5 protein-coding genes are annotated in these 17,046 nt (G+C 38.3%); 2 read left to right on the top strand and 3 right to left on the bottom strand.

Going from position 1 to position 17,046, the window contains the following annotated elements:
- Positions 1–17 precede the first annotated feature (17 nt).
- Positions 18–6,935 carry an SDR family NAD(P)-dependent oxidoreductase gene (locus tag ACL9RH_RS10695; protein ID WP_422693700.1) on the bottom strand — a complete coding sequence of 2,306 codons (6,918 nt, stop codon included), beginning with the start codon at positions 6,933–6,935 and terminating at the stop codon, positions 18–20.
- A gap of 1,401 nt (positions 6,936–8,336) precedes the next feature.
- Here ACL9RH_RS10695 and ACL9RH_RS10690 point away from each other — a divergent pair.
- A complete protein-coding gene (locus ACL9RH_RS10690) occupies positions 8,337–9,185 on the top strand; it encodes an alpha/beta fold hydrolase (protein WP_422693348.1) in 849 nt (282 codons plus the stop codon).
- Positions 9,186–9,250: 65 nt separating this feature from the next.
- Here the strand turns inward: ACL9RH_RS10690 and glsA are convergent, their stop codons facing one another.
- Both glsA and ACL9RH_RS10680 read right to left on the bottom strand, forming a co-directional pair.
- Entirely contained in the window at positions 9,251–10,264 is a 1,014-nt protein-coding gene (gene glsA / locus ACL9RH_RS10685; protein WP_422693347.1) for a glutaminase A, read from the bottom strand.
- A 118-nt stretch (positions 10,265–10,382) separates the two neighbouring features.
- Positions 10,383–11,615, bottom strand: a complete 1,233-nt coding sequence (locus ACL9RH_RS10680) for a BamA/TamA family outer membrane protein (protein WP_422693346.1) — start codon at positions 11,613–11,615, stop codon at positions 10,383–10,385.
- Positions 11,616–12,119: 504 nt separating this feature from the next.
- On the opposite strand from ACL9RH_RS10680, the gene ACL9RH_RS10675 reads away from it, so the two are divergent.
- Complete coding sequence (locus tag ACL9RH_RS10675) at positions 12,120–16,991, top strand: PKD domain-containing protein (protein WP_422693345.1); 4,872 nt, start codon at positions 12,120–12,122, stop codon at positions 16,989–16,991.
- The last annotated feature ends 55 nt before the right edge of the window (positions 16,992–17,046 follow it).

Below are 17,046 nucleotides of genomic sequence, written 5' to 3'. Positions count from 1 at the left end.
TTAGTTTATACAGAGGATTACCAATTATTTCCTGACATGATAAGCACCTGGCTTTCTGTTCCGTATTTTATTTCGTTAAGGAAGATTTCTTTTCCTTCATCCAATGGAATTAAAGAGATACCACGACGCTCATATTCTGTTTCCAGGGTGGAAGAAACCATTCCTGCTCCTTTCCAAGGTCCCCAATTGATAGAAATTACTTTTCCTTTTAATCTTTTATTCAGAGCGTTCGCGTAATCATCCAGAACACTGTTTGCGGCAGCATAATCTGTTTGTCCTTTGTTTCCATATACGGAAGCAATACTTGAGAATAGTACGACGAACTGACAGTCTGAACGAAGTTGTTCTGCCAATACACGAAGAGGTTTTACTTTGGTATCGAATACACGTCCGAAAGAAGAAGTCGTTTTTTGTTTAAAAAGTTTATCTTCCAAAAGACCGGCTCCGTGGATTACTCCATCCAAACGGTTGTATTTCTCGTAAATACTGCTGATCAAATTGCTTAATCCTTCTTCATCACAAAGGTCTAAGGATTGATAAATAATCGTATTTCCAAGCGCTTCCATATCACGGATGGTGCGAAGGATCTGATTGTTTTTGAAAACTTTTGTCGTTTCTTTTTCTATTTCTGCAGGAGAAGTGAATTTTCCGGACTTGATAAGGAAGCTTCTGATTTCTTCTTTAGTCTTCATTCCTTCGAATTCCTGTGCAGAGGTTTCATTTCTAGGGTCTGCTGATCTTCCTACTAAAATATAAGTACAAGGGTACGCCTGAGACATGTGTTTTGACAGTTCTGCAGTGATTCCCTGTGCTCCTCCAAGTACAAGAACAACAGATTCTTTGTCCAGTTGGATGTGAGCTTCACTTAAACTTGTTGACAACGGGGAAGGGATAATGTCTACCTTATGTCTTTTTTCGTTTTTATAGATAATCTCAGCAGGTTTATCGTTGGTTAAAATTTCCTTTAAAGTAATTTCAGCAATTTGATCGAATTCCTGAGGAGTACTTAAGCTGATTAATCGGCAGATGGTATGATCAAATTCTCTGGCCAGACTTTTGAAAAGTCCAGGATATCCCTGATGATGGCGTAATACACGAGCATCTGTTACTTCCTGAAGATGTGAGGCAATGTCCGAGATTAAATAAACCCACTTTACTTTATCAAAATCGAGTTTTTTAATCAAGTCAACATGATCGATGATGCTTGGTTTATCTGTAGCAGAGAATAGATCCAGCATGATTAATCCATCAACATTCGAAAGATCTTTGCCAGCCTCTACAAGCTCTACGATAGCTCCATATTTTTCCAATTCGTTTTTAATAGCTGAAGTTTGCGCACTGTCATCCTGAGTGATGGCAAAACGTTTTCCCTGCAGAATTTCCGTATTCTGTACAGATAAAGCATCTGTAGGAGTAATATCGAAACGAAGTCGAGATAATACGTTATTGTTTGGTTCTGGAGTGTTTATTTCTTTATTTATAGCAGGTGCTTCATGGGAGTCTCCATTCATTTCACTGATCCAGCTTGCCAAACCGCGAAGGGTTTTAATAGCAGCCAGTTTTTCCATCACATCATCAGCCTGCTCAAGATTTTCGCCAAAACCAATTTTGTTTTTAAGGTCGGCAATGATTTCCATACGTTTGATAGAGTCAATGCTAAGGTCGGCTTCCAAATCCAGGTCTAATCCTAACATTTCTTTCGGATAACCGGTTTTTTCGCTTACAATATCAAGGATAGCATTTTGAAGGTCTTCAACAGAAAATGCAGATGAAGTTTGTGGCTTAGAAGCTACAGGCTCTGTCGCAGAAATTGTGCTTGCTGGGGTAGCTGCTGTATCTGCTCCCGAAAATTCAGTAAGCCATGATACTAAACCGCTTAATGTTTTGATGGCAGCCAATTGTTCCATTACCATATCTTCATTGGTATTACCGTTGGCTAAAGTTCCTAGTTCACTACGAAGTGTTCCTATAATTTCCACTCTTTTGATAGAGTCGATACTTAGATCGGCTTCAAGGTCCATTTCCATTCCCAGCATTTCCTGAGGGTATCCTGTTTTATCGCTTACAACCTGTAGCAATAAGGATTTGATGTCTCTTACCGGAGCTTGTTTTACCGGAGCAGCAACTACTGGCCTTTCCTGATGAACAGGTTGTGCCTGAATGGGTGCTACAGGCTGATGAGCCGGAGCAGGAACAGGTGTGGTATAAATCGGTGCAGGCTGTACCTGAGGATTCTGACCCATAAAGGAAAGCATTACATCTCTCTGTGCCTGAATCATCAGCTTCATACTATTTAAATATTCCTGCAACATACGTTCTGCTGTAGACAGATGTTCGGGAGCCGGGGTTTGTGGGGTATTCGTAAAATTGTTCATGGGAATAGGATTTAAAATTGGCAATGCACCGTTAGAAGGCAAATTACCGTTGGTTGGATGGGCCGTTTGCCCGTTAACGCGCCATATAGCTGGGCTTTTCTTGTAAAGTTCAGGCTGTTCGATATTGATCAGTTTTACATGACGTCCATGGAAAAGTTTTTCAATATTAAAATGACGTCCTGTCCCTAAATACTGTGCAAGCATACAAAGCAGATGGGTAAACTTATTACGGCTGTTGTCTTCAACATATAAAGTCAGCTGATCTTTTTCCAGACAGGATTTTGTCAGTCCTGTAAGAACTTTTCCTGGGCCTACTTCGATGAAGATTCTGGCTCCGTCATTATACATTGCCTGAAGTTGTTCTACAAATCTTACCGGTTGTACCAGGTGATCTGTAAGTCTTTCTTTTATTTCTGATACCGTTGAAGGATATACTTCTGCTGTGGTGTTGGACCACACCGGAATCTGCATTTCTCCAAACGGAACGTCTTTTAATACTTCTGCATATAATCCTTTAGATTTTGCAAGCAATGGACTGTGGAAAGCGCAGGCAACTTCTAATTTTTTGGCGGAAATACCTTCTTGTTTAAGAACTTCCAATAGTTTATGAATGGCTTCAGTACCTCCGGCAATAACGCATTGATTAGGCGCGTTGAAGTTCACGGGATAGCAGCCTTCCACTTTAGCAAGGATAGGTTCCAAACGTTCTTTCGTTGCACTTGCAGCTAACATTGATCCAGGATCGCCACCTTCTACAGAGTCAAGAATAGATTGAGCTCTCTGAATACTTAATTCTACCAGCTTTTCTTCTTCAAATACTCCGGCAAAACATAATGCGGGTAATTCTCCGTAGCTATGTCCGGCCAGCATATCAGGAACAATTCCTAATGATTCAAGGAATTTTGCCAAAGCAAGGTCTACAATTCCTAAAAGAGGTTGTGCAAGACGTGTATCTTTAATGGTTTCTTTCTGTTGTTTTAAAGAAGCTTCATCAAATGTTTTTGATGGGAAAACTACTTTTTCCAGTTCAGGATACTCATCAAGAAGTTTGCGCATTGCAGGGAAAACAACAAATAGATCACGAGCCATATTGATTCTCTGGCTGCCTTGTCCTGGGAACGTAAATGCTACTTTACCTTCTTTTTTATTGACTGTAAAAGTGTCTTTTGTCTCAATCCCTAGCAGTACTAGGTCGAGCTTCATCATTAGGTCTTCCGCTGTGTCTGCTACGATACTGAACTGGATAGACTTTTCTGAACTGATACTTAAGCTGTAAGCGATATCTTTTAAAGGTATACCATCATTAATTTCTAACAGAACTTTCACCTGATTTGCTTTTCCTTTAGCTTCTTCGTAAGAATCACCCCGGAAGACAAATAGCTCTGAAGGCCAGGATTGCATCGCAATGGAATCGTCTTGTTTAGGATGGTTGGCGATCACGGTATGGAAGTTGGTTCCACCAAATCCAAAAGCACTGATTCCAGCGTAACGGTTTTTCTCAGGCCACAATCCACTTTCTGAATGGAAAGAGAAAGGACTCGTTTCTGTATTATAATAAGCGTTAGGCTTTTGTAAGTGAAGGGTAGGTGGCTTTACTCCATGATATACTGCTAATGAAGCTTTAATTAAACCAGCCAATCCTGCAGCACATTTGGTATGTCCAATTTGAGTTTTTACAGATCCTAAGTGTGTCTGCCCAGGAAGAGCTCCCGAACGGATGAATAGGTTCGTTAAAGCGCTCAGTTCGGTTTTATCACCAACTACAGTTCCTGTACCGTGAGCTTCTACCAATCCGACAGAAGCAGCACTGATCCCGGCTTGAGTATAGGCTCGTTCTAATGCTCTTACCTGACCGATTTTTCTTGGAGCAGTAAGTCCAAGAGCTTTACCGTCACTAGATCCTCCCACACCTTTGATTACTGAATAAATACGGTCACCATCGTTCACTGCATCTTCATATCTTTTCAATACGAGAATAGCAATTCCTTCTCCAAGAGCGATACCGTCTGCATCGCTGTCAAACGTAGCACATCTTCCTTTTCTGGAAAGAGCATGGGTACTGGAGAACATCAGGTAATCGTTGATTCCGTTGTGTAGATCTGCTCCTCCTGCAAGAACCATATCAGATTTACCTAATACAAGTTCCTGACAAGCTAAATCAATAGCTGCTAATGAGGAAGCGCACGCTGCATCTACGGTAAAGTTTCTTCCACCAAGATCCAGTCTGTTCGTAATCCTACCTGCGATCACATTGGCCAAAATACCAGGGAAAGAATCCTCTGTAGTATGTGGAAAGGCTTCTTTAACTTCTTCATGAAGTTCACCAAAAACCTGCTTGTAATATCCTCTGAAGCTATAGCTGTTGGCAAGGTCATTTCCACCTTCTGCACCTATAATTACAGATATATTTTCTCTGTTAATATTTTTTTCACCATATCCCGCATCTTCCATAGCACGTTTTGCTACTAATAAAGTAAGCAATTGTGTAGGTTCAATAGCGGCAAGAGATTGTGGAGGAATACCGAATGTTAGCGGATCGAAATCAATTTTAGGAATAAATCCACCCCACTTGGAATGAGATACATCCGGTCCGTCAGAATCTGGGTGATAGTAAAGATCTTTATTCCATCTTTCATCCGGAACTTCAGTAACACTGTCTTTTCCTAAGATGATATTTCTCCAATATTCTTCTAAGTTTTTAGCACCAGGGAAAATACATTCCATCCCTACAATAGCGATGTCGAGCGGTTTTTCGGTAGATACCGGAAGTTCCGACAGTGCTGCATTTTTAATATATTCGTAGTTATCTACTACACTTTGATGAAGAGCTGCCAGAGAAATGACGCGATTGTGCATTGTAGCAACCTGCCCTATCATATACATTCCAAGGTCAAGCTGATCCTCTTTAGGGATGTTGACAAGTTGATCTCCCTGGCGTTCTATTCCTTTAGCGGCAATACGGAGACGTCCTACATTTAATTTTTCAAGTTTTTCCCAGATTTCTTTTTTATCCATTCCTTCAGCCAAAAGTCTTGACTTTTCGGTGTTGAAATGATGGGCAAAAGTTGTATTTAAGCAACGGGTTTCGTGTCCTGGAGCGGTTTCAAGCAAAACAGTATCTTTTGCCTGCATCGCCTGCTGCTGGAACTCTTCCTGAATGGCTCCTGTAAGTACAGCTTCATGAGTATAAAGATAGGCAGTCCCCATCAATACACCAATCTTTACACCTCTTGCTGCCAATGGTGCAGCCATGATGGATACAAATGCAGTTGAGAATGCGTTGTGAATTCCTCCAGCAAAAAATACACTGATGTTTTCAGGATGATCTTCTTTTAAAATACGCTCAATTTGTTTTTCCCAAAGAACCATACTTGAAAGCGGGCCTACGTGGCCTCCACATTCACGTCCTTCAAAGATGAAATTTTGTGCTCCTTCTTTCAGGAAAATATCTAATAGAGCAGGGGATGGAACGTGTAAAAACGATTTTATTCCGGCCTTCTCAAATACTTTAGCCTGTGCAGGTCTTCCTCCTGCGATCAATACTACAGGCGGTTTTGCTTCTAATATATAAGAAGTTTGTTCTTCTCTTAATTCCTGAGGTGCAAATCCTAGAATACCAACTCCCCAAGTTTTATCACCTGCCAGCCTTTTGGTTTCATTCACCAAAGATTTTGCAGATTCTCCTTTCAATAAAGATAAAGCAACAAAAGGTAATGCTCCGGCATCGGCAACAGCATTGGCAAATGAAGGCACATCACTTACACGGGTCATTGGACCCTGAGCAATTGGATATTGCAGTCCAAGCTCTTTAGCCATAGCATTGTTTTTATCAATCACCTGAAGTGCTTTTGCCTGTTTCAAATGACCATACATGGCTTCTTTGAATCCGAAGAAAAGTTTTTTCAGTGTTTTGAAATCCTCATAAAGATCAACGGCTAAAGAAATATCTTGTCCCATTGGGATATAGTTCTTACTCAAATCTAAGCCGTTAAAATATTTTTTCAGATCCTCAGCAGTTACATTTTCCGGTAATGCCGGGGAATTAGGTCTTACCAAAACACGGTGGTTGGCGATGACCTTTGTTTCAGTTCCATTCAGTTTTGAGCATACGTCTTTTAAATCCTGCGGAACAGAGGTTTCCGGGAATAGAGCCAGTTGACTGTCGAGTACAACTCCTGTTGCTCCAAGTGCCTTTACTGCAGCTGCAGTGTGAAGTCCTACTCCTCCCTGTACCCATACCGGGATGTTTTGGATTTCTTTAATGACCCTTTGAAACAGAATAAAAGTTGATTCGTAGCCTACAAGGCCAGCAGCTTCATTACCTTTTATGATAATACCTTTTGCTCCCAAGTTTTCTGCCTGTCTGGCTTCTTCTAAACTGCTTACCTGGTAAACAATAGATAGATCAGAAGTGGTAACTGACATACCCAATGGAAGGATGGCAAATTGTACTTTTTCAGGAATTTGAAGGGAAGTAAAATTGTCGTTGGAAAAGCAAATACCATAAGCTGGTACATCTATTTGTTCAAGTTGATTTAACGCGTCCTGAGCAGCATTCAGTTCATGCCCCAGATTGAGAACGGGAAACGCACCCGCCTGATGCAATTTGGGCATTAGCTTAACATCCGGTCTTTCAAAAGGCGTTAGTCCAATAATGGTTAAGTTTTTCATGGCGTGATAATTATTGAAATGATAGCAAGAGGTCATAACAACGTGTTCCGCTTCAAAATAAAGCAGATGTTACGGTTATGATATAGTAAAATTTGTTTTTGTTATATATTTAGTCATAATCGATATTTTATATCGATTGCATAATAATTCATTGACTATCAAGGGATTGATTGAAATGAGATTGGTTTCCGGCTTTTTAAAGGGTTTTGCCCTTAGTGTTGTCAAGTTTTTCATAACATTTATGGTATTGAAATGATAATATGAAATTTCACAACAAATCACTGTATTCATCAATATATAGAGCGATTTGTTGTTATGAGGGAATAAAAATAATAAAATTATATTATATCTTTAATCATAAATGCAATTTAGTAATAATTTTTTAACAATAAAGTATTAATTATTTAAACGCTATTAAAGTGTATAGTTTATTTTTTTATTCTTAGAAACAAGCGGTTACAATCTTACTAATTATAATTATAAATGATTATAATTATGGTAATGTTAAGCAAATATAGGAATAAAAAATAGAATATTTCAAGATTAAGAGATTTGTTTTTTTTATATTACGAAAAGATAATATGAATAATGATGGGGTAAAAATAAGGGTCAGTAAATTTTGAAAAATGACTGAATTTCATTTTTTGGTTAAAAAATAAGTGCGTTTTGAGGGGTGTAAAAGCCGTGACTTACTGTTAAAGTGAAAGTTATGATTGAGGAAGTATTTAAAGGATATTATAAATTGTACCCAATAGCTTTGTATGCTGAATTTTATAAAGTTTTTTAACTTATTGTTTTACAGTAATTTTAGATTTTATTAATAAAATAAAGTTGTTCTTTCTATCAATTCTTTTTGAATAGTTATAAAATGATGATTCTCTATGAGTTTTGCTTTATCCTTAAAAAAATATTAAAATTTAAAAACAAGAGTTTTGAATCAGAGTTTTTCACTTTCTTCCTTTTTGTTTGGGTAATTCTGTGCTAAATTTGTAGATTTGCCGAATTATAAACTTTCGCATAGTTTTATATCTGTGTGTTTATGCCTACTGCCTGATAATATTTGAATTCTTTTCAAAATATTTTTGCTCCGAATCTTTTGTATCTGGATTTTAAAAGCGAAAATCAAAATTATCAAAACCCATTAACGAATTTTTTTTGTCAATCATTATTTGAATGGTTGAGAATGATTTTGTTGCGTTTTAAGTAAGGAGTTCTATTTCTTGTTTTGGACATACTTTGAGAATTGGTTGCTGGACTCTTCGTGAAAATTTAACTAAAAAATAAATAGGTATGAAACAGAAAACTGTTTTCAAATCAAATGATGATAAAGAAAAAGTATTGATGCAGTATGAAAATTCTTTGTCAAACTTTAATGGAAGTATTCAGCAAGATATTGTTGATACAAGTTTTGGGAAAACTCATGTCTTGAGTTATGGTAATGATGCTCACCCTAAACTTGTACTGCTTCATGGTGCAAATTCTAATGCAACTTCGTGGATAAAGGACTTCTCTTTGTATAGCGAGAAGTATAAAGTGTATGCTGTTGATGTTGTGGGTGAACCAGGGAAAAGTGATCAAAATAGACTTCCTTACGGAAATGATAACTATAGTGATTGGTTGAATGAGGTTTTTCAGAAACTACAGATCGAAAATGCAAATTTGATTGGACTTTCCCAAGGTGGATGGCTTGCTGTGAAGTTTGCCGTGAAATTCCCTAAAAAAGTCAATACATTGATTCTTCTGTCGCCTGCCGGAATTGTAAATACAGAAGGCGGTTTTATTATGAAAGCGGTGTTGTATTCTCTTTTTGGTGGTTTTGGGAAAAGAAAAATAAATCAGCTGATCATGGGGAATCAAAAAGTAGATCAGTCCGTTGTAGATTTTATGGATTTGATGCAGGCTTCTGTGAATTCAAGAATGGATAAAGAGTATATTTTTTCTGACGATGAACTGAGGAAACTTACCATGCCTACTTTCTTCATTGGCGGTGCGAATGATGTTATTCGAAATTCGGTGAAAATTAAAGAAAGACTGACGAGTTTGCTGCCAGATTTTACATTTTATATCGATCCTGAAAAAGGACATGTGTTGATTGGTCTTACGGAAAAAATAAAAGCTTTTTTATCGAAGAATGATTAATAAAATAAAAAGCTCCAAAAACAGATTGTTCTTTGGAGCTTTTTAGTATTTATGTACTATTGATTTTAAAATATACTTAAACCATACTGTTTGACAAGGTCTAAGATCATATGATAGCCTGCCAATGAATTTCCATGCTGGTCTAAAGCTGGGCTAAAAACACCAATTCCTATTTTTCCAGGAACACTCACTGTGATTCCTCCTCCAACACCGGATTTGCTAGGCAAACCAACCATACGGGAATATTCTCCACTGAATTCATACATCCCAGCTGTCAACATTTGCGATTCTATTAATTGGGCAACGTCAGCATTTTTGTATTGGGAATCTCCGTCAAATCTTACACATTGGTTGGCAAAGAAATAGCCTATTTTAGCAAGATCTTCGGCCGTGAGTTCAATAGAGCATTGTTTGAAATAATTATCCAGCTGATCTTCATTTCCGGTAATAAGTCCGCTGTTTTTCATGATGTAAAACATTCCTCGGTTACGATGTCCGGTTGCTTTTTCAGATTCGTAAACAGATTTGCTGTATTCGATAGCTGGGTTTTTGGTGATGTATCGAACCATATCCAGAACTTTAAGAAAAGGTTTTTCCCCTTCTCCGGAAATCAGGGAAGTGGTAAGGATGGCACCGGCATTCATCATCGGGTTTAATGGTTTTCCGGTTGTTTCCAGATTGGAAAAATGATTGAAAGGTTTATCTGATCCGAAATATCCTATTTTGTCAAAAACATGAGCTTCACCTTTTTCATTTACCGCAATCATAAGAGCAATGATTTTGGAAATGCTCTGCATGGTGAATTTTTTTTGTACATCTCCGGTACTGAATATTTTACCGTTTTTATCTACTACAGAAAAAGCAATGGCTTTCGCATCCATTTTTCCCAGCTCAGGAATATAGTCAGCAACTTTTCCCTGGGTATAGTAAGATCTGTTCTTCTCCAGGATCGTGTTTAATGTTTTTTCTGTGATATTGGGAGTATCTGCAGTTTTTTGAGCATTAACGACTGTATTTGCTGTAATACAAGCTGCTATTAGAATCGCTTTTGCAGAAAATAAAGGGCTGTTTTTTTTCATATACATATAAAAGAGGATCTTCAATTTTGATTAACCTAAAAACAAAGATAAAGTATTTCGTTGTGGCTGGCAATTTACCTTTTGTGTTGATGTTTTCAGACGAGTAACTGTTAGACAACTAGAATACTTCCCCGATATTGGCAAAAAAACCATGAGAGTTATTTTGTCCAAAGGCATAATCTATACATAAATTGGTATTGCTGTGCTTGTTGAGCTTGATGCGCAATCCAACCCCATATCCGAGAAGAAGCTTTTTGTATTCATCGGAGAGGTCTGCAGAGAAAGATTGTACATTCGCAAAGACCACGCCTCCTAATAGACCATTTCGGGTAATTCCGAAGCGGTATTCATTTTCGTAATAGTACATATTTCTTCCACGAAACCTGCTTTGTATATACCCTCTTCCTAAATTGTTCTGATCATCCCATCCCGTACTGGGAAGCATGAGATATGGGGGAGCGTTTTTGCTTGTATTGAGCCATGCAAATCCCCAAAAAGCAAGAATGTTTTCCGATTTTGCAGGAAAACGGATATATTTCCTTGCATCTATCTGAAGTGAAGACCAGTTGGATTGGCTGCCTAAGAATGTAAAATTGGGACGGTAGGTGACACTCAGGTATTCGCCGTTTTGAGGATTAATCTGATTAAGTCTGTTATCATATAATGCTTTCAAAGCTATTCCGGAAGCTCGTTCATCGGTTTTTAAATCTCGGGTAAGTAAGTGGCTTATTCTGGTGCCCAGTGAATCGGTGACTTTAATATTCCAAAATTGGTCATAATAAATTCCTCCTCCTGCATATAAGTCTTTTAAAACCTTAAACATGATGGACTGATGAAGTTTTATATATTTAAAATTAACTGTATAAGCCGTATTGGAGTTGGCTTCTATTGAAATTCTTTTGCCTCCTAAACCATATATTTCCGAAGGATAATTAAGATATTTAAAATCAGTGATTAGGTTGATTTTATTGCCCTTTGTCCATATGTTGGCGTACAACGGAAAAATGGTCTGCTTGTATTGTGAGTAGGTATAGCTAGTTGTGATATTAGAAATTTTCTGGTCTTTTGAATTTTGCTGATAGAAGCCAATATTACCACTCACGACTCCTGCAAATCCTGTCTGTAAAGTGTATCCCGCAGCTGGAATTAATGACCAGTTGAATTTTTTTCCTGCACGCACTGTATCTCCGTTACTTTTTTTATGGAGGATTCTGTGGAGGATATCGACAATGTCTTTTTGTGGTATCGCAGATTGTCGCAGGGTGTCGGATGAAATTTGAGACTCGGTGTTCTGAGCCTGGCAGAAGGTAGAAAAGATAATAAGCATAAAGCAAATGAAAGTTCTTTTCATTGTTTTGAATTTGTAATAACAATAATACATATAAATTCCTAGGTGAATATTAAATAATCCAATATTTCTATTTTTAAATACAACTTATAGGTAATTTTTGTTTTAATAATATTTGAATTATTGAAAATCAAGCAAGATTTTGGGTTGAAAAGATGTTCCAAAATTTAAAAAAAGGATCATATTATTTCTTTGATTAATTGTTTTGTTTAAAATTTTCTATATAAAAGTATTTTTAATTAAAATTTTATAATTTTTTATTGATTGATAGAATTTTTTTTGTTCTTTTAAAACGATGTAGGTAAAAAATAAATTTCGGCTTCTGAGGCTTCTCTGAATTGGTTTTTACAAATAACTATAATGCAAGTGAAATAAGTGTTAGTAAAGAATATGTTTATATAATTGATGTATAGGTTTTAATTTCGCAATTGTTTTCACTGTTAAATGATTTTTGTATTAATTTTTTTACTAATTTGGAAGAAAATTAATAACACTTTTTTAATAACTATGAAAAACAACACCTACTTTAGTAGGCAGTGCATCTTCAGATGGCTGCTACTATGTTGGCTTCTGGTGCCGTGGGCACTGCAAGCACAAGCTCGAATTACATGGACCTCTCAGGTCGGTTGCCAGGAATTCCGTGGCGAAAAAGAAGGACAAGGAGATAATGGCGTAGCCACCTCCTACATCAACTCATCGCAATGCCTCCGGGTTTGCGAGAATTCATCGGTTCTGTATACGGTCGCTGGTTCGAACGTGTCCAGTGTCCAGTGGACGGTTTCAGGAGGAAATTCTTATATTTCAGGTACGGGAAATACCTTGGCAAATGTCCAGTGGGGAAACGCAGGCAGTGGTTCTTTACAGGCTGTTATTACGTATAATGACGGAACTGTTGAAAATCAGACCATCTGTATTGAGAAAATCAATAGACCGATTGCCAAGTTTGAAATGGTAAATTTAGATTATTCAGTATGTAAGAATACGACGATCTATTTTGACAATCTTTCTGAACAGAACGGCGGTTCGGATATCATTAACTATTACTGGGAATTTGGAGATGGAACAACATCTACAGCCTTTGAACCTTCCCATGTGTACACCGATCCAGGAATTTATACTATTCGTCTTACGGTTACCAATAAATGCGGATGCGAAAGTTCTTTTAAAAAAGAAATTGAGGTATTAAAAGCTCCTCCGGTAGAAATTACCTGTGCATCAGTAGTATGTGAAGGTAGTGTTGAAAAGTACACTGCTCAGGACGGATGTAAAGAAGGAAAATGGAAAGTAATCGGCGGATCCATTGTAAGCAATAATGGTAACTCGATTGAAGTAAAATGGGATCAGGTAAATCCTGCCGACGGATTTGGTTACGTAATGTACCTGTCAGAATGTGCTTGTCCGGAGTGGACCACCATCAAAATTCCGGTTATCCTATCCAAAGTAGAGATTAAAGGACAGACTGTTGTTTGTGCTAACAAGCAGTACACGTATGCAATTCCTCAGTGGCCTACTACAAGTGTTAAGTGGTCTCTTTCAGGTCCTGCAGGCGGTCAGCTGAATTATACGCAGCAGAGAAATGAAGTGATTTTCTCTGGCAGCCAGCCGGGAACTTATACGCTTACAGCAGATTATCAGAATACATTATTATCATGTGGAGGTAAAGGATCGATTACTATCGTGGTAGAAGATCCGGTAGTGATAAGTGGAGGTACAGACGAAATTTGTGCAGGAACTGCCCAGACCTTTACCGCTTCTCCGAATGTACCGGTTATATGGAAAGTTACCTCAGGAGGTTCAACTTATACATCACCCGCTACAACAGGAGTGTTTGGATACACATTTACAACTCCGGGCACTTACACTATTACTGCTACTAAGCAGGGAGGAGGGTGCGAAAGTAATGTAAGAGTAATTAAGGTAATGCCTATTCCGGCAGCACCAACAGGATCTATTACAGGAGAGAAAAAAGTATGCGCAGGAAAACCTTATGTGTATACAATAAGCTCCGTAGATCCGGGAATGATCCCTGTGTGGGAAGTGACAAACGGAACGATTCAGGGAAGTAATACAGGATCATCAGTAACCGTAATATTCAACTCAACGGCTTCCACCTACGTGGTATCAGTAAGAAACAGAGCTGCAAATTCAGCAGCAGGATGTCTTTCTGCTCCGGTTTCACTGAATGTTTCTAAACTGGATCTGAGTACAATTACAATCAATCCAAACCCTGGACCTTTCTGTCCAAGTAGTACACAGACCTTCAGTGCTAACCTTAATGGTATCGTTCCTGACTTTATGGAATGGAGCTTTGCTAATTCCAGCTTCGGAAGTGTTGTTGGAGGGCAGGGAACTTCAAACATTACAGTAAATTTCAATGAAATTGCAGGTTCAAACAGTAGTACTAACCTTAATTTAAGAATAGTAAAATGTGGGGTTACCTACAATGTTTCTATTCCTGTATCATTATTAACACTTCCTGTTGTTAGCTTTATCAATGTTGGAAACATCTGTTTGGGATCTAATGTTAACTTATCAGTTAACCAGGGAACGATTACTTCAGCCAGCCAGGTTCTATTCAGCTTTCCAAATGGAACGTCGTACCCTGCGACCTTTAATTCATCAGGAAATTATGTTATTCCGTATGGATATATTCAAAATACAACCGGAAGTAACATTACTCAAACGATCACTGTAACTTACAGCGGTACCAATGGTTGTAACTATAAGCCGACGGCAAGTGCAAACTTTACGATATTCCCGGAAACATTTATTACGATTTCCCCTGTCTATAATATTGCAGTTTGTGATCCGCTTACAATGTCTCCTTATACCCTTACTGCTAATAGTTCTACAGGACTTACTAACACGACAGGATGGCAGTGGTATAGAAATAATATGCCAATCTTAGGAGCAACGACTAATGTATATACAATATCAGGAGCTAATGCTATTGGAGTATACAAAGTACAGGCAACAGATCAAAACAACTGTGTTGTCTTTTCTCAGGAGGTTAAAGTAATTCAGTCTTGTCCAAGTAGCAGTGGCTGTACAACAGATCCTCAGATTAATTTTACTCCTCAATGGACGGCTTGTAATACAATCAGTGTTACTAATTTAAGCTATGTAGGAACTCCTAATGAAATTCAATGGGTTTCCGACAGTGTACTTAATCTGGTTTCTCCTCAGGGAGCATCTACTGCAACGTATCAAACGACTCTTGCAGGAGCACATATTGTTTTCGTACGTTTAAGATATGGAACATGCTGGTATACCAAAGGAGTAGAAGTAAGAAAAAATTATGAGCCTAAATTCAATGTAAGCACGGTTTGTAGTGGAAACGGATATAATATCACGCTTCATAATACTTCTACCATCTTTGCTATCACTTCACCGATTACCTATACATTCAGTGGTGGAGGGCAGCCAAGTCAGTCTGGTCAGACGGCTACTTATAATAATCTGGCTCCTGGTACCTATACGTTTAATTTGACGATGTCTGCACCAGGTCTTCCGCCGTGTACTACGACTCAGACGATAACATTGGCGCCATTACCAAGTACTAACTTTATCATTCCAAGTTCTGCTTGTGTAGGAGAAGTTATTAATCTGAGCCCGTCCAGTTATAACCCTGCCAATACTTATACATGGTATTTCTCCACAAGTTCAATAGTGGCTTCTGGAGCCAATACAGCGGTTACGATCAATACGGTAGGAAATACCACTGTGAAGCTTATGGTGAAGACTCCACTTGGATGTGTGTATTATTCTCCTGATGTACCTATTTCCATCAAAGCAGCAGTTCTTGACGGAAATATTGTACCAATCAATGCTGTCGGATGCATAGGAAGTGGTCCTACGATCAGCTTTGTAAGCACTATTGGAACTCCTACAAGTTATATCTGGATGAATGGTTCCCAGCCTGTAAATGGAGCACCTAACTCAATGACATTTACCCCTACACAGTCAGGAAGCTACTGGCCGGTACTGGTATCTGCAGATGGTTGTAAAACAAACATTATGAGTACCAAAGCGGCTACCGTGACACTGAAAACGCCTCCATACGTTAATATCTCCGGAAAAGCGAATATCTGCGCAGGATCATCTACGGTACTTAGCGGTATTGTGACTGATAATACACTGGAATATCAATGGAAAAAGAATGGATCTGTAGTCGCGGCATGGGCTTCTTCTCCTTATCCTATTGTTTATAACACAGGATCACTTACAGCGGGTACGTATGTGTATACGTTAGAAGTAAGAACACCAGGTACTTCAGGATGTACAAGTTCTAAAAACTTTACCCTTACGGTAAGCAATCCACCGTCTCCGGTTTCTATTACATACAGTTTACTGAGCTGTCAGCCTTATCAGGTTAAATTAACGGCATCAGGACCATCTGTAGGAGATTACAACTGGAGCAATGGAATGTCAGGACAATCTATTGTGGTGAATGAAGGAGGTGCTTTCGAAGTAACCTATACCGCACCAAGTGGTTGTAAAGTATCAAGTCAGACTCAGGTGCCTTTAAGTCTTGAAAGTCTGATGTGGGTATTCCCTACAGGATGTTATGATGAATGCTATAGAAAGAGCTATATTCTTGGACCAAAAGGAATATTTGATCACCATGAATGGCAGCTGTTTGGAAACAGTATTCAAAGTGCCAACAATAACTTTATTAACCCACTTTATCTTGGAACATCAGGAACTTATCAGTTACAGATTAACCATTTAGGATGTCAGTATACTTCTGGAAATCTGAATTATTTCCCTGGTAAAGAATGTGGAGTAGAGACAGATTGTAAATTGGATGCTAAAATAAAAGGTCTTGAATGGGCTGGTGATCACTATAACGTTCATGGCGTAATCATTAATAGCGGAAGCCAGGCGATTACTCTGAATGTTTCAAGTGCTAATGGATACGGAAGTTACTTCCCGTCTATTATTACTATTCCTGCAGGCGGAATGTATGATTTGAACAGCAATTCATTTGTGTTCTATCCGAATTCGAATTTCTCAGGATCTGATGAAATTTTATTCATGAATGAAACGTGTAAGTTTATCACTAAAATAGTGGATCCTAATTGGGAAGGAGGTATCAAAGCAAAAAGAGGAGTAAGTGTAACTTCTGCTCCTTCGCTGAAAATGCTGCCAAACCCTGCGAAAGAAAAAGTGAAAATCTCTTATAATACAGGCAATGAAAGTTTACAGGCAAAACAGGTTACAGTTTTTGATGCCATGGGCAATATCAAATTCCGTAAAGAACTGAAAGCATCTTCCGGACAGGTGGATGTAGAAGTTTCCAGCTGGTTGCAAGGTGTTTACATTGTCATTGTACAAACAGGAGATACCTCATTGCAAGGAAAACTAATTAAAAATTAGTGACATATAAATCAGTGTTCTCTTCGGAGAGCACTGTTTTTTATAGGATGTAATA

The sequence above is a fragment of the Chryseobacterium sp. Mn2064 genome (genome assembly GCF_049319685.1).
Classification (GTDB): domain Bacteria; phylum Bacteroidota; class Bacteroidia; order Flavobacteriales; family Weeksellaceae; genus Chryseobacterium.
Note: the sequence above shows the minus strand (reverse complement) of the source record. Positions and strands in the feature narration are given on the sequence as shown.

Excerpts from the sequence above, each read along its gene's own strand:
- ACL9RH_RS10675 (WP_422693345.1), top strand. The coding sequence starts at position 12,120 with ATGAAAAACAACACCTACTTTAGTAGGCAGTGCATCTTCAGATGGCTG.
- ACL9RH_RS10690 (WP_422693348.1), top strand. The coding sequence starts at position 8,337 with ATGAAACAGAAAACTGTTTTCAAATCAAATGATGATAAAGAAAAAGTA.
- ACL9RH_RS10680 (WP_422693346.1), bottom strand. The coding sequence starts at position 11,615 with ATGAAAAGAACTTTCATTTGCTTTATGCTTATTATCTTTTCTACCTTC.
- glsA (WP_422693347.1), bottom strand. The coding sequence starts at position 10,264 with ATGAAAAAAAACAGCCCTTTATTTTCTGCAAAAGCGATTCTAATAGCA.